This is a genomic window from Mucilaginibacter yixingensis (assembly GCF_041080815.1).
GTDB classification, from domain to species: Bacteria; Bacteroidota; Bacteroidia; order Sphingobacteriales; family Sphingobacteriaceae; genus Mucilaginibacter; species Mucilaginibacter yixingensis.
In genome coordinates, this window is sequence record NZ_CP160205.1 from 3,855,002 (window position 1) to 3,880,891 (window position 25,890).

At 45.8% G+C, this 25,890-nt stretch carries 22 protein-coding genes; 14 read left to right on the top strand and 8 right to left on the bottom strand.

Features of this window, described 5'->3' with window-relative positions; all coding sequences use genetic code 11:
* Positions 1–19 precede the first annotated feature (19 nt).
* From ABZR88_RS15610 to ABZR88_RS15630, 5 genes are all read left to right on the top strand, one after another.
* Positions 20–2,248: a bifunctional (p)ppGpp synthetase/guanosine-3',5'-bis(diphosphate) 3'-pyrophosphohydrolase gene (locus ABZR88_RS15610; RefSeq protein ID WP_107826442.1), complete on the top strand. Its 2,229-nt coding sequence runs from the start codon at positions 20–22 to the stop codon at positions 2,246–2,248.
* A gap of 121 nt (positions 2,249–2,369) precedes the next feature.
* A complete protein-coding gene (locus tag ABZR88_RS15615; RefSeq protein WP_107826441.1) occupies positions 2,370–2,840 on the top strand; it encodes a Fur family transcriptional regulator in 471 nt (156 codons plus the stop codon).
* Between the two features lie 273 nt (positions 2,841–3,113).
* A complete protein-coding gene (locus ABZR88_RS15620) occupies positions 3,114–4,391 on the top strand; it encodes an adenylosuccinate synthase (RefSeq protein ID WP_107826440.1) in 1,278 nt (425 codons plus the stop codon).
* Between the two features lie 182 nt (positions 4,392–4,573).
* Complete coding sequence (locus tag ABZR88_RS15625) at positions 4,574–5,845, top strand: anthranilate synthase component I family protein (protein WP_245916956.1); 1,272 nt, start codon at positions 4,574–4,576, stop codon at positions 5,843–5,845.
* Between the two features lie 253 nt (positions 5,846–6,098).
* Entirely contained in the window at positions 6,099–8,006 is a 1,908-nt protein-coding gene (locus ABZR88_RS15630) for a class II glutamine amidotransferase (RefSeq protein WP_107826439.1), read from the top strand.
* A gap of 647 nt (positions 8,007–8,653) precedes the next feature.
* Here ABZR88_RS15630 and ABZR88_RS15635 read toward each other — a convergent pair.
* Complete coding sequence (locus ABZR88_RS15635) at positions 8,654–9,103, bottom strand: SUKH-3 domain-containing protein (RefSeq protein WP_107826438.1); 450 nt, start codon at positions 9,101–9,103, stop codon at positions 8,654–8,656.
* A 57-nt stretch (positions 9,104–9,160) separates the two neighbouring features.
* Complete coding sequence (locus ABZR88_RS15640; protein ID WP_107826437.1) at positions 9,161–9,805, bottom strand: LysE family translocator; 645 nt, start codon at positions 9,803–9,805, stop codon at positions 9,161–9,163.
* A 161-nt stretch (positions 9,806–9,966) separates the two neighbouring features.
* On the opposite strand from ABZR88_RS15640, the gene ABZR88_RS15645 reads away from it, so the two are divergent.
* Both ABZR88_RS15645 and ABZR88_RS15650 read left to right on the top strand, forming a co-directional pair.
* The gene (locus ABZR88_RS15645) at positions 9,967–11,436 is read left to right on the top strand and encodes an MFS transporter (protein ID WP_107826436.1); all 1,470 of its coding nucleotides are present in this window, start codon (positions 9,967–9,969) and stop codon (positions 11,434–11,436) included.
* Positions 11,437–11,632: 196 nt separating this feature from the next.
* Positions 11,633–12,097: a dCMP deaminase family protein gene (locus ABZR88_RS15650; protein ID WP_107826435.1), complete on the top strand. Its 465-nt coding sequence runs from the start codon at positions 11,633–11,635 to the stop codon at positions 12,095–12,097.
* A gap of 73 nt (positions 12,098–12,170) precedes the next feature.
* Here the strand turns inward: ABZR88_RS15650 and cmk are convergent, their stop codons facing one another.
* Positions 12,171–12,848 (bottom strand): (d)CMP kinase, encoded by a 678-nt coding sequence (gene cmk / locus ABZR88_RS15655; RefSeq protein WP_107826434.1) that lies wholly within the window; start codon positions 12,846–12,848, stop codon positions 12,171–12,173.
* 66 nt (positions 12,849–12,914) lie between these two features.
* Here cmk and arfB point away from each other — a divergent pair, with 66 nt between their 5' ends.
* Positions 12,915–13,325, top strand: a complete 411-nt coding sequence (gene arfB, locus ABZR88_RS15660; protein ID WP_107826433.1) for an alternative ribosome rescue aminoacyl-tRNA hydrolase ArfB — start codon at positions 12,915–12,917, stop codon at positions 13,323–13,325.
* 90 nt (positions 13,326–13,415) lie between these two features.
* Here the strand turns inward: arfB and ABZR88_RS15665 are convergent, their stop codons facing one another.
* Both ABZR88_RS15665 and lon read right to left on the bottom strand, forming a co-directional pair.
* Positions 13,416–14,366 (bottom strand): lipid A deacylase LpxR family protein, encoded by a 951-nt coding sequence (locus ABZR88_RS15665; protein ID WP_107826432.1) that lies wholly within the window; start codon positions 14,364–14,366, stop codon positions 13,416–13,418.
* A 179-nt stretch (positions 14,367–14,545) separates the two neighbouring features.
* On the bottom strand, positions 14,546–17,017 hold the full coding sequence (lon, locus tag ABZR88_RS15670) for an endopeptidase La (protein ID WP_107826431.1): 2,472 nt from the start codon (positions 17,015–17,017) through the stop codon (positions 14,546–14,548).
* 362 nt (positions 17,018–17,379) lie between these two features.
* Here lon and ABZR88_RS15675 point away from each other — a divergent pair, with 362 nt between their 5' ends.
* Positions 17,380–18,006 (top strand): tetratricopeptide repeat protein, encoded by a 627-nt coding sequence (locus ABZR88_RS15675; protein ID WP_107826430.1) that lies wholly within the window; start codon positions 17,380–17,382, stop codon positions 18,004–18,006.
* 141 nt (positions 18,007–18,147) lie between these two features.
* On the opposite strand, the gene ABZR88_RS15680 is transcribed toward ABZR88_RS15675, so the two are convergent.
* The gene (locus ABZR88_RS15680) at positions 18,148–18,642 is read right to left on the bottom strand and encodes a hypothetical protein (protein ID WP_146166440.1); all 495 of its coding nucleotides are present in this window, start codon (positions 18,640–18,642) and stop codon (positions 18,148–18,150) included.
* 67 nt (positions 18,643–18,709) lie between these two features.
* The gene (gene gpmI, locus ABZR88_RS15685) at positions 18,710–20,233 is read right to left on the bottom strand and encodes a 2,3-bisphosphoglycerate-independent phosphoglycerate mutase (protein ID WP_107826428.1); all 1,524 of its coding nucleotides are present in this window, start codon (positions 20,231–20,233) and stop codon (positions 18,710–18,712) included.
* A gap of 272 nt (positions 20,234–20,505) precedes the next feature.
* Between gpmI and ABZR88_RS15690 the strand changes: the two genes are divergently transcribed.
* The 5 genes from ABZR88_RS15690 (at position 20,506) to ABZR88_RS15710 (ending at position 24,227) form a co-directional block, all read left to right on the top strand.
* The gene (locus tag ABZR88_RS15690; RefSeq protein ID WP_107826427.1) at positions 20,506–20,892 is read left to right on the top strand and encodes a DUF4783 domain-containing protein; all 387 of its coding nucleotides are present in this window, start codon (positions 20,506–20,508) and stop codon (positions 20,890–20,892) included.
* Between the two features lie 47 nt (positions 20,893–20,939).
* Entirely contained in the window at positions 20,940–21,788 is an 849-nt protein-coding gene (gene nadC / locus ABZR88_RS15695; protein ID WP_107826426.1) for a carboxylating nicotinate-nucleotide diphosphorylase, read from the top strand.
* A gap of 45 nt (positions 21,789–21,833) precedes the next feature.
* Entirely contained in the window at positions 21,834–22,487 is a 654-nt protein-coding gene (gene plsY / locus ABZR88_RS15700; protein ID WP_107826425.1) for a glycerol-3-phosphate 1-O-acyltransferase PlsY, read from the top strand.
* 10 nt (positions 22,488–22,497) lie between these two features.
* Complete coding sequence (locus ABZR88_RS15705) at positions 22,498–23,298, top strand: M48 family metallopeptidase (RefSeq protein ID WP_107826424.1); 801 nt, start codon at positions 22,498–22,500, stop codon at positions 23,296–23,298.
* 176 nt (positions 23,299–23,474) lie between these two features.
* Entirely contained in the window at positions 23,475–24,227 is a 753-nt protein-coding gene (locus tag ABZR88_RS15710; RefSeq protein ID WP_107826423.1) for a YqjF family protein, read from the top strand.
* A gap of 229 nt (positions 24,228–24,456) precedes the next feature.
* Here ABZR88_RS15710 and ABZR88_RS15715 read toward each other — a convergent pair whose 3' ends face one another.
* On the bottom strand, positions 24,457–25,764 hold the full coding sequence (locus ABZR88_RS15715) for an ammonium transporter (RefSeq protein WP_107826422.1): 1,308 nt from the start codon (positions 25,762–25,764) through the stop codon (positions 24,457–24,459).
* Between the last annotated feature and the right edge of the window lie 126 nt (positions 25,765–25,890).

Here is a 25,890-nt window from a genome sequence, read left to right on the forward strand (position 1 = left end):
CTCAAACCGTTACCGCCCAATGAAGGAAATAGTGATAGACCTGGAAGCCGAAAAGAACGAGATACTTAAACGGTACCGGGCTTTGCTGCGAGCGTCTAAGTCTACCCTGCAAAAGGGCGATAAGCGCATGATCCGCAAAGCCTTTGATATGGCTTTAGAGAGCCACAAAGACATGCGCCGCAAAAGTGGCGAGCCCTATATTTACCACCCCATTGCCGTTGCGCAGATTGCTGCCGAAGAAATTGGCCTGGGCACCACCTCTATTGTGTGCGCCCTGCTGCATGACGTGGTAGAGGATACCGATCTTACCCTGGAGGATATTGAACGCGAATTTGGTAAAAAAGTAGCCCGTATTATTGACGGACTTACCAAAATATCGGGTGTATTTGATACCAATAGCTCGCTGCAGGCCGAGAACTTCCGTAAAATGCTGCTTACCCTGGCCGATGACGTGAGGGTAATATTGATCAAGCTGGCAGACAGGCTGCATAACATGCGCACCATGGAGTTTATGCCGCGCGATAAGCAGCTTAAGCTCTCCAGCGAAACCGTATACTTATATGCCCCGCTGGCACACCGCCTGGGTTTATATGCCATAAAGTCAGAACTGGAAGACCTTTCTATGAAATACATGGAAAGCGAAACTTATCAGTTTATTAAAGTCAAACTAAACGAAAAGAAGGCCGAGCGGGAAAGATTTATTCGTGATTTTATTGAGCCTATTAAAAAAACTTTAGAGGCACAAGAATTACATGCCGATGTGTTCGGGCGGCCGAAATCAATCCACTCCATCTGGAATAAGATGAAAAAGAAATCAATACCCTTTGAGGAGGTGTATGATTTGTTTGCCATTCGTATTATTCTGGATAGTGCGCCCGACCAGGAGAAATCTGAGTGCTGGAAGGCTTACTCTATTGTAACCGATCAGTATCGCCCTAACCCCGACCGCCTGCGCGATTGGATTTCATCGCCGAAGGCAAATGGTTATGAGTCGTTGCATACCACAGTAATGGGTCCGCGTGGACAATGGGTGGAAGTGCAGATTCGTACCAAACGCATGAATGAGATTGCCGAGAAGGGTTTTGCGGCGCACTGGAAATATAAAGAAGCCAGTACCGATAGCGGTCTGGACCAATGGATCCAAAAAGTGCGCGAAATGCTGCGTAACCCGGACTCAAACGCGCTCGACTTCCTGGACGATTTTAAGATGAACCTTTTTAGCGATGAGATTTTCATCTTTACGCCTAAAGGTGCATTGATTCAGCTGCCATCAAACGCTACGGCGCTTGATTTTGCCTTCGAAATTCACTCTGATGTAGGTGCCAGCTGTATTGGTGCTAAAGTGAACCACAAGCTGGTACCACTGAGCTATAAACTGCAAAATGGCGACCAGGTAGAGATTATTACCTCCAGCAAGCAAACACCTAAAGAGGATTGGCTGAACTTTGTGGTAACCGCAAAGGCCAAGGCCAAAATCAAATCTTCACTTAAAGAAGAAAAACGCAAGGTTGCCGAGGATGGCAAAGAGATACTGGAGCGCAAGCTGAAATCGTTGAAGATTACCTATAACTCAGACAATCTTCAAAAACTGAGTTATTACTTTAAGCTGCAAACCACGCAAGATCTGTTCTATAACGTAGCCCGCGGCCTGATCGATCTAAAGGACCTGCGTGAATACCAGGCTTCTGAGAAACTGATTGAAGCCAAGCCTCAGGATAAAATTGAAGCCGAACAGGTGCAAAGCCTGCTCAAAAGCATTAAGGCTAAAGACAGCGACATCTTGCTGATTGGTGAAGATCTGCAAAAGATTGACTACACCCTGGCGGCCTGCTGTAACCCCATCCCGGGGGATGACGTTTTTGGCTTCATCACCGTGAACGAGGGCATTAAGATACACCGTACTAACTGCCCTAACGCCACCAAGCTGATGAGCAACTACGGCTACCGCATTGTAAAAGCCCGCTGGACCAACCAACAAGAACTGGCCTTCCTGACTGGCTTACGTATCACCGGCATTGATGATGTGGGCTTGATTAACAAGCTAACCACGGTTATCTCTACCGATTTTGGCGTCAACATCCGCTCTATCACGGTAGATAGCGATAACGGCATCTTCGAGGGATCGATTATGGTATATGTAAATGATACACAGCACCTGGACAACCTGATTAAACGCTTGAAAATGGTACGGGGCGTTACCGCGGTAACCCGGTTCGATTCGCCGCAGTCAATTGGCCGGGCGAGCTAATTGGAGATTAGTGATCAGTTAATCAGAGATTAGTAAATTATGCTGTTAAAAAACTTTCGGACTTTCGGACTTTTCGGACTTCCGGACTAAAACGCTACTTTTGAATTTGTAAACAACAACTATGCTTCAACAAGAGTCTATTGATATGGTAAGAAAAATTTTCGAGGCCTACCTTGAAAATAAAAGCCTGCGGAAAACGCCCGAGCGCTTTGCCATATTAGAGGAAATATATTCGCGCAATGACCATTTTGATGTGGAATCGTTATACATCCACATGAAGAATAAAAAATACCGTGTTAGTCGCGCCACGGTTTATAATACGCTGGAGCTGCTCGTGTCATGCGATCTGGTGACCAAACACCAGTTTGGCAAAAACATGGCGCAGTTTGAAAAATCATACGGTTACAAACAGCATGACCATATTATTTGCATTGACTGCGGCAAAGTGGTTGAGTTTTGCGATCCGCGCATTCAGCAGATCCAGAGCATGATGGGCGATATCCTGAAATTTGATATCAAACACCACTCGCTTAACCTATATGGCAACTGCACTAAACTAAAAGACGGTAATTGCGACCGCAGAGCCGTTTAAACCAGGATTGTCTGAACCAGGATTTAACGGATTTTTAAGATTAACAGGATACAAATCCTCTATTTTTACAGAAAGCCTTCGGCATGCCGAAGGCTTTCTGTTTTTCTCCTTTGTCATTGCGGAGACCGAAGCAATGACAAGTTGCTTTGAACGCCTATATACATGGTCTATTTTTTTAAAATCCTGTAAATCTTAAAAATCCGTACAATCCTGGTTCAATTGCAAACTAAAGTTTTAACTTTGCCCCCTTTCAAATAATTGACTTACACTAAAATGGCAGTTGACGTTTTATTAGGCCTGCAATGGGGCGACGAAGGAAAAGGGAAAATTGTTGACGTTTTAAGCGCAGGCTACGATCTGATTGCTCGCTTTCAGGGCGGTCCGAACGCCGGGCACACCCTTGAGTTTGACGGAAAGAAATTTGTGCTGAATACCATCCCTTCAGGTATCTTTTTTGAGAACACGCTAAACCTGATTGGTAACGGCGTAGTGATTGATCCAATCACCCTGAAAAAAGAGCTGGACAAACTGAAAGATGCCGGCCATGACCTGTTGGCTAAAGGCAACCTGGTTATTGCTAAAAAAGCGCACCTGATATTACCAACCCACCAGTTGCTGGATGCCGCTTCTGAAAAGAAAATGGGCGAAGGCAAAATTGGTTCTACACTAAAAGGTATCGGTCCAACTTATATGGATAAAACCGGCCGTAACGGTTTACGTGTAGGCGATATTACCCTGCCAGATTTTAAAGAGCGTTATGAGAAACTGGTAGCTAAACACACCTCGATGCTGCAATCGCTATATGGCGAGGTGGTTGACTTTGCAGAGCGCGAAGCGGCCTTCTTTGAAGCTATCGATCTGATCAAGAAATTCCCGCTGGTTGATTCTGAGCATTTTGTTAATGGTTACCTGAAAGACGGCAAAAAAGTGCTGGCCGAAGGTGCACAAGGCGCAATGCTTGATATTGACTTTGGTTCATACCCATTTGTTACTTCATCAAACACTACTGCTGCCGGTGCTTGCACTGGTTTAGGTATTGCTCCGCGTCAGATTGGCGATGTGATTGGTATTTTTAAAGCATACTGTACCCGCGTTGGCGGTGGCCCGTTCCCTACCGAGTTAGAGAACGAGACCGGCGAAGAACTGCGTCGCGTTGGTCATGAGTTTGGTGCTACTACCGGCAGACCGCGCCGTACCGGCTGGATTGACCTTCCTGCCCTGAAATATGCCATTATGCTGAACGGCGTTACCCAACTGGTAATGACTAAAGCTGACGTATTGAGCGGTTTTGAAAAAATCTATGCTTGTACACACTACAACTATAATGGCGAGGTGATTGATTACATGCCATACGATATCTGCACCATTAAACCAGAGCCTATATACCAGGAAATTGACGGCTGGAACGAAGATCTGACCGGCATCACCAAACTGGATGAGATTCCAGCACGTCTGAAATCATACATCGACTATTTGGAAGCACAACTGGGCGTTCCGGTTAAGTACCTGTCTGTTGGTCCAGACCGTGTGCAGACGCTGACTTTGCATTAATAAAAACCCGTTGTTCCCACCATGTCATGCTGAGGAACGAAGCATCTCAGAGGACAGTCCTGATTACCTGTCCGCAAAGATTCTTCGCTATGCTCAGAATGACAAACGAGGCAATGACGCAATGATATAAAATTCCATGCCTGCCCTACCCGGCAGGCATTTTTGTTTATTACTTTTGCCCCGTGAAGGTGATTATTAAGGATACAGACAAGTTTAAGCAGCAAGCCTTGCAATGGGCGTCGGGCTTTGATGTATGCTGTTGTCTGGATAGCAACGGTTACGCCGATAAATATTCCCGCTTTGATCTGCTCATAGCCGCCGGTCGCAAGGCCGAGCTGCAAGTGATCAGTCAGGATGCATTTGAAAAACTATCGGCATTTAAAAATCAGCATCCGGGCTGGCTACTGGGTTTCCTTACTTATGATCTGAAGAACGAAACCGAGCAATTGGGTTCCGGCAATTTCGATGGACTGCATTTTCCTCAGCTCCATTTCTTTGAGCCCGAGCATTTGCTGATTGTTAAAGGCAATCAATTAGAAATCCAATCGCCCGAGGCTGAAGTTGTTTTAGCTGCAATAGAAGCACAAGTTGTACGCGAAGAACACATCGCACCAAATATCAACCTCCAATCCCGTTTCGACCGGGATGAATATATTGATGTCGTCAACCGCATCAAAGAGCACATCATTCGAGGCGACGTATATGTTACCAACTTTTGCCAGGAATTTTATGCCGATGCTGCGCAGATTGACCCATTGGCGGCCTTCATCAAGCTCAATCAAATATCGCCCAACCCTTTTGCAGCGTTTTATAAGCAGAACAATCAATACATCATCTGCGCCTCGCCAGAGCGTTTTATGGCCAAGCGCGATAAAACACTGATCTCGCAACCTATTAAAGGCACCGCCAAAATTGCGGGCAACGCACAAGATGATGCACTGATTATGCAACAATTGCAAAGCAGCCCCAAAGAGCAGCAGGAAAATGTAATGGTGGTAGATCTGGTGCGCAATGACCTCACCCGCTCGGCCAAACCCGGCACGGTTGTTACAGAAGAATTGTTTGGCATTTATAGTTTCCGCCAGGTACACCAAATGATCTCGACCGTTACCTGCCAGATAGCTAACAACCTCGGCCCGGTGGAAGCCATCCGTAACACCTTCCCCATGGGCAGCATGACGGGTGCCCCAAAAGTAAACTCTATGCGCCTGATGGAACATTACGAGCGCAGCAAACGCGGCGTATACTCGGGCGCGGTAGGCTATTTTAGTCCCGATGGTGATTTTGATTTTAACGTGGTGATCCGCAGCATGCTTTATAATGCGGGCAGGCAGTATCTATCCTTCCAGGTAGGCAGCGCCATTACTTATAATGCCGATGCAGGGGCCGAGTATGAGGAGTGCCTGCTAAAGGCATCGGCTATTATGGAGGTGTTAGAGCCTCACCCCCTCTAAATCTCCCCCGAGGGGGGAGACTTTAAACAACGGGTCATGCTGAACTCGTTTCAGCACCCCACATGCTAAGCAACGGATTGTCCTGTGGGGTCCCGAAACAAGTTCGAGATGACGTGATGCGGCATCCGCAAGCCCCCGTGTTAATTATACACACAGCTTGTGCAAAATTTCGAACACATTAATGCATTTTAATGACATTGTTAATTTAAAGTTTCAACATTAAAACTTTAAATTTGCCCACTCATTACCAATCATGAGTGACTCGATTAAACATGAATGTGGGGTGGCTTTCATTCGCCTCTTAAAGCCACTATCTTATTACCAGCAAAAATACGGTACCTCCCTCTACGGCCTTAACAAGCTTTACCTTTTAATGGAGAAACAACATAACCGCGGCCAGGATGGTGCGGGTGTTGCCACCATTAAATTGGATATTGCTCCAGGCAAGCGCTACATTAGCCGCCACCGTAGTATGGCCCCAAGCGCGGTATCAGATATTTTTGAATACATCCAGAAAAAGTTTGCCGAAATCCAGAAAGAACAGCCTGAGAAAATGCAGGATGCCGAGTGGCTCAAAGAAAATGTGAGCTTTACCGGCGAGGTTCTTTTAGGACACCTGCGTTATGGTACGCACGGCAAAAACAGCATTGAAAGCTGTCACCCTTTTCTGCGTCAAAACAACTGGCAAACCCGCAACCTTGTTATTGCCGGTAACTTTAACATGACCAACGTTGACGAGCTGCTACAGCAACTCTATGACCTTGGCCAGCACCCGAAAGAAAAAGCCGATACCGTAACCGTATTGGAAAAGATCGGCCACTTCCTGGACACCGAAAACCAGGGACTGTTTGATCAGTACAAACGCGAGGGTATTGATGACAATACTGAGATCAGCAGGATGATTGCCGAAGATCTGGACATTGCAAAAATTCTGCGTAAATCTGCCAGTAAATGGGATGGTGGTTATACCATCGCCGGCATTTGCGGCCATGGCGATGCCTTTGTAATGCGCGATCCGGCAGGTATCCGCCCGGCGTTCTATTATCAGAACGACGAGATTGTGGTAGCTGCGTCTGAGCGCCCTGCGCTGATGACTGCCTTCAACATTCCGTTGGAAGCTGTTAAAGAGATCAAACCTGGTCATGCGCTGATCGTTAAAAAGAACGGTCGCATAACCGAAGAAATGTTTAGCGAGCCAAAAGAGAAAAAATCATGTTCATTTGAGCGTATTTACTTCTCGCGCGGTAGCGATGCAGACATTTACCAGGAGCGTAAACAACTGGGCCGCCTGCTTTGCCCGCAAATTCTAAAAGCAGCTAACTACGATATTAAAAACACCGTTTTCAGCTTTATCCCTAACACTGCTGAGGTAGCGTTTTATGGTATGGTTGAAGGTGTGCACGATTATATCAAAACCTATCAGCGCGAAAAGCTGCTGAAACGTGCCGACAAGATTAGCGATGAGGAGCTGGATGAAGTGCTGAGCATTTCGCCACGTGTAGAAAAAATTGCTATTAAAGACGTTAAGCTGCGCACCTTCATCACCCAGGATGCCGATCGCGGCGAAATGGTTGCCCACGTTTATGATACCACCTACGGTCTCATTAACAGAGGTACCGATACGCTGGTAGCGCTGGATGACTCGATTGTTCGCGGTACTACGCTGAAGCAAAGTATCCTGAAAATTATGGATCGCCTCGGCCCTAAAAAAATCGTGGTAGTATCATCAGCCCCACAGATCCGTTATCCGGATTGTTATGGTATTGATATGTCTCGCATGGGCGAGTTTGTGGCCTTTGAGGCTGCCATCAGCCTGTTGCGCGAGAGCGGTCGCGAAGATATTATTGTAGATGCCTACCAGAAATGTAAAGAAAGCGCCAAACTACCAAAGGAGCAGGTAGAGAACTACGTAAAAGCGATCTATGCACCGTTTACAGATCAGGAGATTTCAGATCGTATTGCCAAGATCATCACCCCTAAAGATACCAATGCCGAAGTACAGGTAATTTATCAAACACTGGATAACCTGCACAAAGCTTGCCCTGGTCACCTGGGCGACTGGTATTTCAGCGGCGATTTCCCTACCCCGGGCGGCAACAAAATTGCCAACCGTGCCTTTGTCAACTGGATGGAAGGAAACAACCAAAGAGCATATATGTAATTTTTCCGGGAGGCGAAAGCTGAAAGGATAAAGGCGAAAGGTTATTAATCTTTCGCCTTTTTTGTTTCGTATCTCATGCTAGCTTATCGCATTGCAAACTATCTTGGCTCTGGCGCGCACTCAGACGAGGCTCCCCATGACATGTTGTACTTTGTGGGTAAAGTAAGTGCTGATGTTGAGCGTTAGCCCGGCTCAGTCGCCGCCGGAGGGCTGTTACTTTGAGGCGCCAAAGTAACCAAAGCGCCTAACAGCGTAATGGCTTCTTTGCCGCACAAGGCCTTTGCCCTGCAAATCAGTCAGCACCACAGGGCCGCAATTACCGCCCCTGCTATCGCCCCGCGCAAGCCCTGCGCTTCAGGCGGCAATTGAATGCCCTCTGCCATCACTCAAGCCCTTCTTATGCCGTCTGCTTTCACCCGAAGCCCGACGCTGTTGGTTAACGGCTAATAATGTTATTTCGCCTTCGTAGTCCCGCCACCGGGATTCTACTACTCAGTATGACACCCATCGCTTCAACAGATTTGAAGATTTGCAGTCGCTCGGCTCCTGCCGAGTGACGACTATCCCGCGGCCTCTGGCCGCCGTAAGATAAGGCAGCTCCCCCACATGCCTGGCCAAACGTCATCGCATGACCACCCATATCTTAATTAAGGAATTTCTTCAGCCCTTTCATTGTCGCAGATCCTCTTTATAGCGTCAACACCACTATTGGCTATTTTGCATAAAAAGTCATCAAATCCACCATATACTTCACCTGTTTCACTCATCATCAATGTCATGTGATCTGTATAAGCCTGACCGATGACACACAATTGTTTATCGCCCAGTCGCCTATAATAATCCTGCTGTGCCCACAAGGGATCTACCTCCTCAACTGCCTTCTTAACATTAAAGTGAAAGTTAGCTTTCTGGCCAATTCTGTTCGAAAAAACAATATCCAAATCTCCAAATTCAGCCAAAAAAGAAGCTGCTATCGGAAATAATGTAAAACCATCTTTCAATAAACTTTCTTCGAAAACAGAAATATCAACCTGGCGACCAGCATGCCAACCCGATTCTTTTAGAATGATCAACGTTTGTGGCGAAAACGAATACATATTGACAATACAACTTACAAGCTTGTTGCCAATAAATATATGTAGATCAGGAGTAATCTACTTAGCGAAAATAAAATGCGTAAACAGCTTATCTACCAGGATAAGCGAAGCCAGGATAAGCGCGCCGCCGGCAACCTCATTTAGTCGGTGTACAAATTTGGGCGATATGCGTGCGCGAAGTTTGTTGGCGTAGAAAGCTTTGGTGGTATCCATCCCAAATTGTACAATGAGGACGGTTAAGAACATCACCCCCAGTTTTAATCCACGGTTAGGGATACCCTGGTGATAGATGGTACTGGCGGTACCGATAACGGTGATCCAGTGGAAAAGGATGGTAGGATTGAAGATGCACATCACAAATCCCTTGAAAAAGAAACCTGCTTTTTTGATGCGCTTAGGGGTATGACTGCTAAAATCAACCTCTGATTTCTTAAAGATATAGTGAATCCCGATGCCGAATAAGATGGCGCTGCCGATGATGCCCCCAATGGTTTTGGTTTCTGGCGTAACATCAAAAAACTGCGAACCGAACAAGATGGCGCCTACAAAAACAATATCGCTGGTAACTACCCCAAGGGCCAGGGCTACACCCGCATGGAAACCTTTTTCTATACTGGTTTTAATCAGCGCAAAAAACACCGGGCCGGTAAGAAACGTCAAAACTAATCCAATACCAATACCCGATATAATGGCTTCTATCATTTATTTAAGCAGGCTTTTGTTCCAGTTTAAAGTATGCGAATATGCAACTTTATAAACTAAACAACGAAAGTAATTGGCGGATTTAATTTTTTAAATAATTAAGAAAAACAAAAATTTAACCTAACTTAGTGTAATTATAACACCAATTGTAAACTAACTTTATGGAGCAAACCAATAGCAAGAACTACGGCTCTGCGCTTTACACGCTTATTACGGTCTTTTTTTTCTGGGGCTTTGTGGCCGCCAGTAATGATATTCTGATCCCTGTTTTTAAGGAGAAATTACATCTTGAGCAATGGCAATCGCAAATGATCTCGTTTGCGTTTTATGTGGCCTATACTGTAGGATCTATTCTGTACACTGTGATCTCAAAAGGCATAGGCGACGATATTTTGAACAAGGTAGGCTATAAAAATGGAATTGCCATAGGCCTGGTAATTTCTGCACTGGGAACCTTATTATTTTACCCTGCAGCAGAAAGCGCGTCGTTCTTTATCATGATCTCCGGCTTATTTATTGTTGGTATTGGCTTTTCATTACAGCAAATTGCAGCCAATGCCTTGGCTGTTGCCCTGGGCGACCCCAAAACCGGCGCCCAGCGTCTAAGTCTGGCCGGCGGTGTAAACAATTTCGGTACTACTATTGGTCCGTTGCTGGTTAGCTTAGCCATCTTTGGTCAGGTATCGGCAAAAACCCAGGTGGCCAGTATTAGTGCAGTAAAATTCCCTTACCTTATTCTGGGCGCCTGCTTTATCCTGGTGGCCATCATCTTTAAATTTTCATCTATTCCCAATAAAATTGACACCAATAAAGAGGTAGAAGACTCGCCGGTACATTCCAACTCAACTACAGCTATATCAAAACGTAAAAACGCGCTGAGTTACCTGCAACTGTCGCTGGGTATGATAGGCATATTTGTTTACGTGGGTGTAGAAGTATCTACAGCCAGTAACCTGCCTGAGTTTATGAAAGAAAAACTGCACACCGCAACAAACCAGATAGCGCCATTCGTATCGCTGTATTGGGCAAGTTTGATGATAGGCCGTTGGACCAACTCCATCGGTGCCTTCAACATCAGCGGCGGTGCCAAAAAGATTCTTAACGTAACGATGCCTTACATCGCCTTCCTGGTATTTTTAGGCGTTAATAAATTGGCTCAGCACGATGTTACCCCATTTTATGTATATGCATTTGTAATTATTGCCATGATTGTAGGCAGCTTCCTGAGCAAAGGCAATCCTGCCCGTCAGCTATTAATCTTTTCGTTAATGGCCATAACAGCTCTTTTTATAGGTATGCTCTCGCATGGCATGGTAAGCGTTTTTGCTTTCATTAGCGTCGGCTTATTTTGCTCTACACTGTGGCCATGTATCTACACCCTATCTATCACAGGTCTGGGCGAACATGCCAACGAAGGTTCGGGCTACCTGATTATGATGATTATGGGCGGAGGCTTTATCAGCTTGCTGCAGGGTTGGTTAGCCGGCAGCAATTTACTAGGCATCCAGTGGTCATACCTGGTGGGGGTAGCTTGCTTTGTTTATTTAGCATTCTATGCCGTTGTAGCCAAAGCCGAACTAAAAAAACAGGGCATAGACTTTGACAATGTAGAAATGCAGGGCAGCCATTAATTGATCATCAGTATTGTTCTGGTACTCATATAAAAAGCAAAAAGCGGCATAAGCCGCTTTTTGCTTTTTACTCTATTTTTCGGGATGACAGATTGTTTACTGCTAATGATTAATGACTAATTTGTTTTAAAATTCTGTCATTAGTTTTTTAGCTTAGCAAACGTCCACAGTCCTAATGACTATTGACTAACGACCAATGATAACAAAGCCCGGCTTCAACGATATATTTATGAATCTGGCTACCGATCTGGCCAAACGCTCGCATTGCGTAAAAGCACAGGTTGGAGCAGTACTCACTAAAGATACCCGCATTATCTCTATCGGCTATAACGGGCCGCCGTCAGGCACGCACAATTGTGATGAAGAATGGCCGGAAACCGGTTGCGCGCGCGATTCTAAAGGCAGCTGCTCGCTTGCTTTACATGCCGAAGAGAATGCCATATTGTATGCCACCAAAAACGGCGCACGTTTGGAAGGCGCTACGCTCTATACCACGCTGTCGCCTTGCCTGCCTTGCGCAAGGCTCATCTACTCTGCCGGGGTAACCAAAGTTTACTACAAGCACTCATACGCCAAATACAAAGGCTTGCCTAGTGATGAGGGGGTGGATTTTCTGAGTCGCTTTGGGGTGGATGTCGTGTTGATGGAAGACCCCTCCTAACCTCCCCGAAGGGGAGGAACCAAATACACTGCAACATTATACTCCTCCCCTTCGGGGAGGCCGGGTGGGGTAATTATTTCTTTAAAAAAGGCGTAATCTTATCAATCGCAAACTGCAATTGTTCGTCAGGCGTCAGGTCGGTATTATCTAAGATGATGGCATCCTCCGCACGGGTAAGCGGGCTTTCCTCGCGGGTGGTGTCCTGATAATCGCGGTGGGCCAGGTTCTCAAAAACATCTTCCAGGCTGATGTCTGGATTGTTAGGTGACAATTCTTTATAGCGACGCTCGGCGCGTACATAAGGATCAGCCGTCATAAACAGTTTTACCTGGGCATGTGGGAACACTACCGTACCAATATCACGACCATCCATCACTATGTTTTTTGATTTGCCCATGCGCTGCTGCTGGCGCACCATCTCATGACGCACCTCGCGAATGGCCGAAACCGCGCTCACGTTTTCTGAAACCGGCATCAGCCTGATCTCGTCAGATACTTCTTCATCATTCAGGGTGATGTGTGTCTGATAATCGCGCGAGTGGAAGTTAAGGTGGATATTTTTCAAGGCATCCATAATAGCATCATGACTATGCAGATCGATCTTATTGCGCAAAAAATAAAGCGTAACGGCACGGTACATGGCTCCGCTGTCAACATAAATAAAATGCAGTTTCTTGGCCAACGCTTTAGCCAGCGTACTTTTTCCGCAAGATGAGTAGCCATCAATCGCTACGACAATATTATTGCTCATTGTGCCAAAATTACGAAAAACCACCGACCTTTAATCCCTCAATCGCCCCAAAGGGTGAACAGATTTATGATACCTGCAAAAAACGATCTACAAAAAGATATCACCTACAAAACATCGCGCAGTGGCGGTAAAGGCGGCCAGAATGTAAACAAAGTAGCCACCAAGGTTGAACTGTTGTTTGACCTGGCCGGCACCTCGCTTTTTACCGACGAAGAAAGGCAACGTCTTACCGAAAAACTCGGTTCGCGATTTAACAAAGATGGCCTGCTGCAAATAGTTTGCGATGAAGAACGCAGCCAGTTCCTCAACAAAGAGATTGCCTTAGAAAAATTAGTACAATTGCTTACCAAAGCGCTAGAACGCCCTAAAACCCGCAAGAAAACCAAAGTAAGCAAAGCCACCAAAGCCGCACGCTTGGACAATAAGAAACAGCACTCGGCTAAAAAAGCCACCAGGAAGAAGGACTTTGATTATTGACTCTTCACCCCTCCTAACCTCCCCGAAGGGGAGGAACTTTAAAATCAAAACCATAAAGCCCCTCCCCTTCGGGGAGGCCGGGTGGGGTAACTACCACCTGTACAATAACGTAACCGATCCCCACTGATGAGCCTTCACCATTTGCTTCACGTCTTTAGTATGAAAGATGACCGAAGCATCAATCACCCAACGACCAGGCGCATAAGACACACCCAGTTGATTACTGAAAACCAATCGATTGGGGGTTAATAATATTTCATTGGGGTATTGGGTATGATCGCCAAATAAACTTCCTTGCACCGTGGCATCATAAGCCACATAGTTTAACATCGGTTTATAATAAAAGAAAATTTCTTTGGGGTGCAATAACGAGTTCTTGTTTAACCTGCTAACGGTGCTTTGCGTGCTTACGGAGTTATAAAGTTGGTTAAAGTCTCCCAATCTCAACAGCGGACCAACGCCCAACCCGTCAAAACCATTACCCAGGTTTGCATAACTGTTAAGCGTCAGGTCAATGCCTTTGCCACGTGCAAGCAGGTGATTATATTCGGCAGAAAGATTGATCTCGATACCATCATGCACCTGGTACTCCCAACCCTGGGGCGGATAAAAGCCAAACCATTTGTGTATATCCTGCTGAATCTCGTATGCGCCAGACCCTGAACCCACCACGCCTAATTGCGCGCCCAGTTTAAGATTACTTTCATTCTGATACAACAGGTTAAGATTGGCGCCAACATACAGGTAGCCGGCAAATGGCCGATCCACGTACTTCATATCCGGAATAGAGGCCGATTGCGGATTGTACATCCGCTGTCCGGCTTCAAAACCCAGCACCTTGTTCTTCAGTTTAGAACTGTCGCTAAGCTTTAGCGCATGACGATAATAAACAAATATGCCGTTAGTATAATAACGGTCTGAGCCCTGGGCCAGATAAGAATCGTTCTCTGTCTGAAACCCGGCTTCGTTAACACGCGTTTGCGAGAAAGCCGAACCGGCAAATAAAAAACAGACCAGCAGGCTAATGTATAAAGTTTTCATTCAGTTGATTGAGACCCGAAGATAAAAAAAGGCCGGAAATGTTCCGGCCCTCTAATTTATCTTGTAAAGCTATAATGGTTGTTTTGTAAAACCATTATTGTCTGACCTGTAAAGTTGCTCTTATCAATCAAAATAATCACTCCCTAAAGGTGTCTTCCGACCAAAAAAGCCCTATACTCTTATTTTTCGGCCACTTTTTCTTCCCGAACGGTCAGATCCAGCGGGTCATCAACCTGTTCATTCAGCAGCGCCAGGTCAATTACCTCGTGCATTTGCTTTACATAGTGGAAAGTGAGGTCTTTGATGTAATCTTCCTTAATTTCCAGAATATCCTTGCGGTTGCTAGAGCACAAAATGATCTCTTTGATGTTTGCACGCTTGGCTGCCAGTATTTTTTCTTTAATACCCCCTACCGGCAATACGCGCCCGCGCAGGGTAATCTCTCCGGTCATAGCCAGGTGTGGTTTTATTTTACGCTGGGTGAATGCTGACGTTAATGCGGTAAGCATAGTTACCCCGGCAGACGGACCATCCTTTGGCGTAGCTCCCGCAGGCACGTGGATATGCACATCCCACTGATCAAACAGTTTTGGATCGATATTGAATTGTGTCGCATGTGCACGCAGATAGAACAGGGCAATAGTGGCCGATTCTTTCATCACGTCACCCAAACTACCGGTCAGCGTTAGCCTGCCTTTACCCGGGCTCAGGCTCGACTCGATAAACAGGATATCGCCGCCCACCTGTGTCCAGGCCAGGCCGGTTACTACACCTGCAATATCGTTGCCCTCGTACAAATCTTTGTCAAATATAGGCGCGCCCAAAAAACGCTCTACGTCTGTTTTATTGACGTTGGTGCTATATTCTTCTTTCAGAGCGATGCTTTTAGCTACGCCACGCACCACAGAACCAATCTGCTTATCCAGCGTACGTACGCCAGACTCGCGGGTGTACTCTTCCACAATCTTCTCGATCACATCGTTCTTTAACGATACGTCTTTGGCTTTTACGCCGTGGGCCTCGCGCTGTTTTGGCAATAAGTGCTGTTTGGCTATCTCTATCTTTTCTTCAATAGTATAACCGTTTACCTCGATGATCTCCATACGGTCAATCAACGCTGGCTGTATGGTGCTTAACGAGTTAGCGGTAGCAATGAACATTACGTTGCTCAGATCAAAATCCATCTCTACATAATGATCGTAAAAAGTACTGTTCTGCTCTGGGTCAAGTACCTCTAACAAAGCTGACGATGGATCGCCGCGGAAATCATTACCTACCTTATCAATCTCATCCAGAATAAATACCGGGTTAGCTGCACCGGCCTTTTTGATAGATTGAATGATACGGCCCGGCATGGCACCAATGTAAGTTTTACGGTGACCGCGAACTTCGGCCTCATCACGAATACCGCCTAGCGCCATACGCACATATTTGCGGCCCAATGCTTTAGCGATAGATTTACCCAGCGATGTTTTACCCACACCCGGAGGGCCAACCAAACACAGGATAGGCGCTTTCATGTTGTGTTTCAGCTTCAACACAGCCAGGTATTCAATAATACGCTGTTTTACTTTATCCAGACCGAAGTGATCTTTGTCCAGAATCTTCTGGGCACGTTTCAGGTCAAAGTTATCTTTGGTAAACTCGTTCCATGGCAAATCCAGCAGCAATTCAAGATAGTTGATCTGTACCGAGTAATCGGCTGCAGCGGGGTTCATCCGCACCAGTTTTTCTATCTCTTTGTTAAAGTGATCGTTTACTTCTTTGGCCCACTTCTTCTTAACAGCGCGGTCGCGCAGGCTTTCTACCTCCAGATCGGGCGTGTTGCCGCCCAGTTCTTCCTGGATGGTTTTAAGCTGTTGGTTCAGGAAGTAATCACGCTGCTGCTTGTCCAGATCGGTACGAACACGGTTCTGAATCTGGTTTTTCAGCTCCAGCATCTGTATCTCGGTAGTCAGGTGCTCCAGAACCATCTTGGCCCGTTCACGCAGATCAAACGTTTCCAGCATCTTTTGCTTCACGCTCATATCAGCATTCATGTTTGATGAGATGAAGTTGATGAGGAACGATGTGCTTTCGATGTTGCGGATAGCAATGCCGGCTTCGCTCGGAATGTTGGGCGATAGCTGAATAATGCTCATGGCCATGTCTTTAATAGACGATACCATGGCTTTAAACTCTTTATCTTCCTTCAGTTTAACTTCCTGAAAAGGTGTGATAGTGGCTTTTATGTAAGGCTCGCTTTGCACCTCTTCGCCCAATGTAAACCGCTTTTTACCCTGCAATATCACGGTGGTATTACCATCGGGCATTTGCAGCATCTTGATGATGAGAGCGGTTGTACCAATTTGGTTCAGTTGATCAAAACCAGGGTCTTCTATACTCACATCCTGTTGAGAAACTACCCCAATTATGCGGTCTTTTTTATTGGCATCGCGAATTAGTTTGATGGATTTATCGCGGCCAACCGTAATAGGCATTACTACGCCGGGGAATAAAACGGTATTACGTAGGGGTAGAATAGATAAAATGTCAGGTATCTGCTCATTATTCATCTCCTCCTCATCCTCAGACGACATCAGAGGGAAAAACTCAGAATCTTCATTGATGATAGGGAGAGCAGCGTTTATATCAAATGGATTGAAACTCATTAATTAAACCTTTCTGTGGTTAAACGTCAAAATGTCAGCCTGAGTGTGCGCAGGCTAACTAAAACTGCATTATACCGTGTGTACGGCTGCAATTACATTATGTTTCAATTGGTATGCCAAGTTGTGCAAATCACCGGCAATTTACGTTTTTAAAATACAAAACCCTGATGAAGTGCCTTTTACAGCAAACAACCTTGACAGTGTGAAAAATTTAACGCATAATTGACGTGCAAAAAAGTCAGTAGGATGTATTGAGGGGTATTTTAGAAGAATATCTGGTAAAAAATCCGGACTGCCACATAATAATTTGCAAATACAACAGTTAATATAATTGACTTTTGTTTAACACGTTGATCTAATTGATGAGGCTCTCAGTTGTACTTTCATGTCTGATCATTACCGCGGCTGCACACAACACAGTTGCCCAGAACGCCTATGTTAAATTAGGTCAGCAGGCTTTGATGAACGGCGATTTCCGAACGGCGGCCAATCATCTGGAAAAAGCCTGCGTGGTAGACTCTACCAATGCCAACGCCCTCTGGATGCTGGGCTACTCCTACTACCATAACGAAAACTATAAAAAAGCTGTTACTGCATATACCAAAGTAATTGCTATTAAGCCGGCAGACGGCACCGCCTACTACTATCGCGCACGAGCCAAAGCCTACCTGGGTAGAGACGCACAAGCATCAAACATTGATAAAGAAAAGTGGATGCTGGGCGCTATAGCCGATTTTACCCGATCTATAGAGATTGACCCGTCTGATATGAAATACTACCAGAACCGGGCCATTGCCTACCGCGATTACGGCGTATTTAAACTACAGGCGGGCAACAAACAGACCGATCAAACCCGCGGCATTAATGCCCTCAAAGCTTCTGTTGCCGATTTAATGAAAGTATTAGCCAGTGATCCGTCCCGCGCCGATATTGAGTCGCTCATAGCGGTATCTAAAGAAAAACTGGCCACTGCGCTTGGCCATCATTGAGGCGCCTGCGGCGTTAGTGATTAGTTAATCAGAGATTAGTTTTCCCAGAATATACGTAGAGCCACATAATTGTGGCTCCGGCATGCTTTATTCACAACCAGAATGAGCCACAATTATGTGGCTCTACGGCAACAATTTCTCTTACTTTACCACCTCTCCCCTAATCTCATACCTGTTCACACCCATCAACTTCACATGCTGCCATTTCTTGATCGTGTAAACGGAGTCTGGGTAGTAAGCCAAATCTTCATAGCTCTCAAACAGCAGGTTCTTGTCATGGTTATAAATATAAATCCACACCAGCTTGCCATCCTTCTGTTTGAGGATGATTTTTTGCGTTTTCAGCCCCGGGTTATTGGCTTTGTAAACCGTCAGACCTTTACCCTGGTTAACAACATAACTCTGGCGCCAGGCAGGCTTATTAATGTCTGACTTGATAAATTGTTCAAACTCACCCTCCCAATTGCCAATCTGCACCTTCCTGGTTTGCGATGCGCCGTTGTGTATAGCCGTTTTATTTACAAACGGATTTTGCTTGGTGAGCACCGCTGTCTGGCCTTTAAAATAGCCGGCTATATCAAAGTAAGCTGCTTTACCGGTTTCTTTAATATCAGGTTTGCAGCCAGTAGCTGCCATCAAGATACCGGCAATTAACAGCAATAAAAAGCCCCTCTTGTTAGCAGAGGGGCGTATGTTTAATATTTTATACCAGCACATTGCCTGTCATTTCTTCGGGGATGGCAACACCGAGCATTTTGAGCACGGTTGGGGCAACATCGCCCAGCTTACCATCCTTCACAGCGGTTACATCTTTATCAATCACAATACAAGGCACCAGGTTAGTGGTGTGTGCTGTGTTTGGCGAACCATCAGCATTAATCATAAAATCTGCATTACCGTGGTCAGCAAGGATGATGAATGAGTAGCCATTTTTCAGGCCTGTTTCAACCACTGCTTTGGTGCAAGCATCAACTGTTTCGGCAGCCTTTACTACAGCGCTGAACACGCCTGTGTGGCCAACCATATCGGTATTGGCAAAGTTAAGGCAGATAAAATCGGCCCAGTGGCTTTCCAGTTCAGGCAAAATCGCCTCTTTGATGCCTTCGGCGCTCATCTCTGGCTGTAAATCATAAGTAGCCACTTTTGGCGATGGCACCAACAGGCGCTTCTCATTAGCAAACTCTTTTTCGCGACCGCCCGAGAAGAAGAACGTTACGTGTGGATATTTCTCGGTCTCGGCAATGCGGATCTGGTTTTTACCGGCATCCTGCAAAATTTCGCCAAGGGTTTTGGTCAGGTCATCTTTGTGGAACACCACCTGCACGTTTTTAAACGTTTCATCATACGGTGTCATAGTGATATAACGCAGATCAAGCGGGTGCATGTTCTGCTCAGGAAACGCTTTCTGCGTTAAAGCTAATGAAATCTCGCGACCACGGTCTGTACGGAAGTTAAAGCACAACACCACATCTCCCGGTTTTATTACGGCTATGGGTTGATCATTTTCATCCACCCTAACAATCGGCTCCACAAACTCGTCGCTAACCTCGTGCGCGTATGATTCAACAATACCATCTGCAACCTTCTGTACATGCACGCCCTCGCCGTTCACCATCAGGTCATAGGCTTTGCGTACGCGCTCCCAGCGGTTATCGCGGTCCATTGCAAAATAGCGACCAATGGCCGAGGCTATTTTAACATTGGTGTCCTGAGTGTAATGCTCCAGATCGGTTATATATTTCAACCCGTTATAGGGGTCGGTATCGCGTCCATCTAAAAATGCGTGGATATAAACGTTGGGCAAAGCATAACGACCGGCAACATCGCACAAACCTTTCAGGTGTTTAATGTGCGAGTGTACGCCACCGTCAGACACAAGCCCGATAAAGTGTACATCTTTATTATTTTGTTTGGCATAATTAAAGGCGTCTTTAATTACCGGGTTTTCATCCAGCTCTTTATCTTCAACAGCTTTGTGGATGCGGCCCAGCTCCTGGTAAACCACACGGCCTGCACCCAGGTTCATGTGTCCTACCTCAGAGTTACCCATTTGTCCGTCGGGTAAACCAACGGCCATGCCCGATGCCTCAAGCTTTGAATTTGGATATTGCTCCAGCAGGGAGTTAAAAAATGGCGTTTTAGCGTTAAAGATAGCGTTTGATGCGTCGTGACGGCCGTAACCCCAGCCATCTAATATAAGTAATGCGACTTTTTTCTGTTGTTCCACGGCGCAAATATAAAAATTGCTTGTCGCGTTAGGGCCTTATATTACGTTAATTATATATATTTAACGTGGATCTAGAAAAGCGCTTTGATGAAACTGCTTTATTAGCCTCACCTAAATCCTCTCTCCTCCAACGGAGTCCTTCGGACAAAAGAGAGGATTTGAATTTATCCTTGTAACTCCTTCGCCTTTTGAGAAGAGTTGGGATGAGGCCAATTAAGAGGACTACGCAACGCTTAATATTTAACCAGCCACACTAATCACTTATCAATCTTATGAAGAAACTGTTACTCCTTCTATTTATCCTGCCCGCCACGCTTACCGCCCTTGCAGATCAGGTAGACCGCACTGCCGAACTGCTTAAAACCGGCAATTTTACTGAACTGGGCAAGCTGTTTGCTGGTAGTGTAGATGTAACGTTGATGGATGACGAAAACATGCTCTCAGGCACCAAGGCACTGGCATCGGTAGAAAGTTTCTTCAAAAAAAATCCTATTAAAACGGTCAAAGTACTTCACCGGATAGACTCTAACCCTAAAATTAAATTTGGAGTAATTTTAGTGGGATGCAGCACCGGCAACTACCGCGTATCGGTATCATTTAAACAAAGCGGTGCCCAGTTTTTGCTGGATGAATTTAGAGTTGAAACTGAAAAAGCATAATAAACTCCCAATTGTTGTTATTTTTGCGCCTTTAGCAAAACAACACCTTGGATAAGCAACTCATACACCAGTTCATTATAAACGCCCTGACTGAAGACGTGGGCGATGGCGATCATACCTCGCTTTCTACCATTCCGGCGGGCACTACTGGCAAAGCCAAACTTTTGGTAAAAGACAACGGCGTATTGGCCGGCGTTGAGCTGAGCATAGAGATCTTCGCTATTGTAGATCCTCAACTAAAGGTCAACGTCCTTATTAACGACGGCGCCCAGGTAAAAGTTGGCGACATTGTTTTAGAGGTAGAAGGCAGTACACACAGCATTCTGAAAGCCGAGCGATTAGTGCTCAACTGTATGCAGCGAATGAGCGGCATTGCCACCATTACCCACGAGGTGGTTGACGTGCTGAAAGGCACCAACACCAAAGTACTTGATACCCGCAAAACCACTCCGGGCCTGCGTTATCTTGAAAAATGGGCCGTTAAAATTGGCGGTGGCGTAAATCACCGTTTTGGTTTGTATGATATGATCCTGATTAAGGACAACCATGTAGACTATTCTGGCGGCATCGCTAATGCCATCAACAACGCTAAACAATACCTGGCAGATACCGGTCGCAAGCTTGATATTGAAATTGAGGTGCGTAACCTGGAAGAACTGGAACAGGTACTGAGCACCGGCGGCGTACAACGCATTTTGCTGGATAACTTTAAGTTTGATGTATTGAAACAGGCCGTAGCCATGATAGAAGGACGCTACATTACAGAGGCATCCGGCGGCATTACCATAGAAAACGTACGCGATTATGCCGACTGTGGTGTTGACTATGTATCTATGGGCGCTCTCACCCATTCGGTTAAAAGCCTCGATCTGAGCCTCAAAGCCGTTAAACAGTAATTATTAGTAGTTTTTGAGCGATCATTTTAGTAATATTGTGGTGAGATGATATCTGTCTACTCCGTTTCAGCACTTATTTTGGCTTATCTGTGCGGCTCTATCCCTACTGCGGTGTGGCTAGGCCAGGCTTTCTACGGCATAGACGTGCGCGAGTATGGCAGCGGCAATGCCGGGGCTACCAACACCTTCAGGGTGCTGGGCAAAAAAGCAGGCATTCCGGTAATGCTCATTGATATTCTTAAAGGCTTCACAGCCACCAATCTTGCTTTCTTTTTACCCCTGTCTGCCATTGGCAGCGTTCATTCCGTAGGGTTTACTAACTATCAGTTAGCTCTAGGTATAACTGCGGTAATGGGGCACCTCTTCCCAATATTTGCAGGTTTTAGAGGCGGCAAAGGTGTTGCTACCTTATGCGGCATGGTATTGGCTATACATTTACAAGCGGCGCTGCTATGCGTTGTGGTATTTATTATTGTATTGCTCATTACCCGCTATGTATCGCTGAGTTCTATTATAGCCGGCTTTACGTACCTGATAGGCGTTACGTTTGTTTTTCAGGTGCATGTGCGTTCGGTTATTATTTATGGCATGTGTATTTGCGTACTGATATTGGTTACGCATCAAAAAAATATCGAGCGTTTGCTCAAGGGCAAAGAGTCTAAAGTAAACCTGTTTAAAAAGAAAACTACAACAGTTTAAAGTTTAGCTTATGGAAAATCTGCGCAAGGTAATGGCTATGGCCATTGTTATGCTCTTCTTATACGCCTGCTCAACCGTACCGCTTACCGGCCGCAAACAGTTGAGCTTGATCTCAGACGATCAGGTAAATCAATCGGCAGCCCAAAGTTATACTCAGCTGCTGTCTGACCCCAAAACAACGGTTATCAAAAACACATCAGATGCCGAACGCGTAAAGCGTGTAGGCGCTCAATTAGCTGCGGCTATTGAACGTTACCTGCAGCAAACCGGTTACGGCAACAGGTACCAGTTTAAATGGGAGTTTAACCTGATTAAAAGTAACGAGGTAAACGCCTGGTGTATGCCCGGCGGCAAGGTAGCCGTATATAGCGGTATTATGCCGATAACTAAAGACGACGCCAGTTTGGCCACTGTAATGGGCCACGAGATTGGTCACGCTATTGCACGCCACTCTGCAGAGCGCATTTCACAGCAACTGGCTGTACAAGCAGGCGGCGGCATTGCCGGCGTAGCCACCAGCGGACAGTCATCAGCCACCCAAGCCATCGTTAGCCAGCTATACGGTGTAGGCGGTAATCTGGCACTGCTCAAATACTCCCGCAGTCAGGAGTCAGAAGCCGACCGCCTCGGACTAACCTTTATGGCCATGGCCGGGTATGATCCGCATAACGCCATTGCCTTCTGGCAACGCATGGCCGCCCTGGGCAAAAATGGCACTCCCGAGTTTCTGAGCACCCACCCTACAGATCAAACCCGTATTAATGACATTGAGGCGCACATGAGTGAGGCGATGAGGTATTATAAGAAGTAAGTCTGAACCAGGATTTATAAGATTTTTCGTATATCTAATTGTTTTTAATAGGTGCTCAAGAAGGCTCCGCCGTTTTTAGGATTGACAGGATTTAAACGCACAAAAGCGAGATCAGCAAGTTCTTGTTTTATTGGTAGATTCCTTACCTTTCGCCTTTAACCTTTCACCTCGTCAACATGCCTAAACGTCAATTTCTCAAAGCACAATGGCTTAATTTAGTGATGATCAACTACGAGGTTGATCCTGATATTTTAATGCCTTACTTACCTCCTGGTACCGAACTTGACTTTTGGCAGGGAAAAGCCTTGGTAAGCATGGTAGGTTTCCTATTTCATCAAACCAAGGTAATCAACGTAAGCTGGCCGTTGCATACTAATTTCGAGGAAGTCAATCTACGTTTCTACGTCAGATATTTTGACGGTACCGAATGGAAACGCGGCGCTGTATTTGTAAGCGAGATTGTCCCTAAACCGATGATTGCGCTCATTGCCAATAATCTATATAAGGAACATTACCGAGCGCTCCCTATGCGACATACGATTACCCCGACCGACGCCAACCATACTCAATACCTCTACGAGTGGAAACTAAACGGCCGTTGGAATAAACTTGGTGCCACCATTAACAACACGCGCAAACCTATCCAATCTGGTAGTGCCGAGGAATTCATTTTTGATCACTACTGGGGTTACAACAAATTGAGTGATAGCGAAACCATGGAGTATCAGGTAGAGCACATCAGCTGGAACACAGGTGATGCCACCGACTATATTTTCGATGCCGACGTAACCTCCCTGTACGGCCCAGCCTTTGAGCCATGGCTGAAGCGGGAGCCTGTGTCGGTCTTCTTTGCCGATGGTAGCGATATTGCTGTGAGGATGGGTGAGAAGATAGTCTTGAATCAGGAATGTCTGAGCCAGGATTTATGAGACTCTTTAGGGTTTTACGGGATGCCAGAAATCTCAACCACGTCATCGCGAGGAACGAAGCAATCTCTGTACAGGACATTAGAAATTGCATATCCGCTTAGCGTATGCAGAGATTACTTCGTTCCTCGCAATGACGAAAAGACAAGCATCCTCATAAATCCTGGTTCAAAAAAAATCCGGAGCAAGCCTCAGCCTACTCCGGATCATATGTTAAAACAATAAAGAACGGTTACAATTTTTCGCCGTGCTGGCTAAGATCCAGACCAAGTTTCTCGTCTTCAGCAGACACACGTAACGGGTGGATCATATCGGTAATCTTTAACAACAGTAAAGACCCGAAGAATGCAAAGATAGATACACCTACCAGAGCCACTAGCTGCACCATAAACAGGTGACCTTCACCAAAGAACAAACCGTTACCGGTTGTGTTACCTGGATTGATATTCTTGTGAGCAAAAACACCGGTTAATAACATACCGGTTAAACCGCCAACGCCATGACAAGGGAATACGTCAAGCGTATCGTCAATAGCAGTACGGGTGCGCCACTCAACCACCAGATTACTTACAATAGCCGAGATAATACCGATAGCCAACGAGTGTGGTACCGATACAAAACCCGCCGCCGGGGTAATAGCAACCAAACCAACTACTGCGCCAATACAAGTGCCCATAGCCGATGGTTTACGACCGCGTACAGCATCAAAGAAGATCCATGTGATACCTGCTGCCGCACTGGCAGACATACTGGTAGCCAAAGCAGTTACCGCTAACGTATTAGCGCCAAAGGCCGAACCTGCGTTAAAACCAAACCAGCCGAACCATAACAAACCGGTACCTATAATTACATAAGTAATACGGGCCGGTGTATGGGTCACCTCGCTTCTCTTTTTCAAGTACAGCGCCGATGCCAATGCAGCCCAACCGGCCGACATGTGTACAACGGTACCACCGGCAAAGTCAAGCACACCCATTTTGGCCAGCAGGCCGTCAGGATGCCAGGTACAATGCGCCAGCGGAGAGAAAATGAATATCGAGAACAGGACCAAAAAGATGACGTATGATTTAAAGTTGATACGCTCTGCAAACGCACCGGTAATCAGCGCAGGCGTTATAATGGCAAACTTAAGCTGATACATAGCAAACAGCAGGATTGGAATGGTAGGTGCCATTTTCCAAACATGGTTGCCCAGCATACCTCTCATCATAAAAAACGTACGCGGATCGCCAATAACGCCGTGGATGCTATCACCAAAAGCTAAACTAAAGCCAAAGATCATCCACATCACGGTAACAATCACCATACAGATCACGCTTTGCAGCATGGTACTGATCACGTTTTTCTTGTTCACCATACCGCCGTAAAAGAACGCCAGACCGGGTGTCATGATCAAAACCAGCGCTGTTGCGGTGATCATCCAGGCTGTATCGGCAGGATTGATGGTTGAGGTTGCAGAATTATGTACTTCTATGCCGGGAAAGCAGAAAGAAAGCACTAAAATGCATAGTACTAAAATAAACGGTATAAATCTTTTCATATATGTGGGGTATACGATAATTTGAAGCGCGAAAATTACGAAAGTTTTTGAAATTATATGATATAGATCATCATTTTATAAAATTTGATGCCTTTGAATTGAAATATGTAAATTTTAATTAACCAA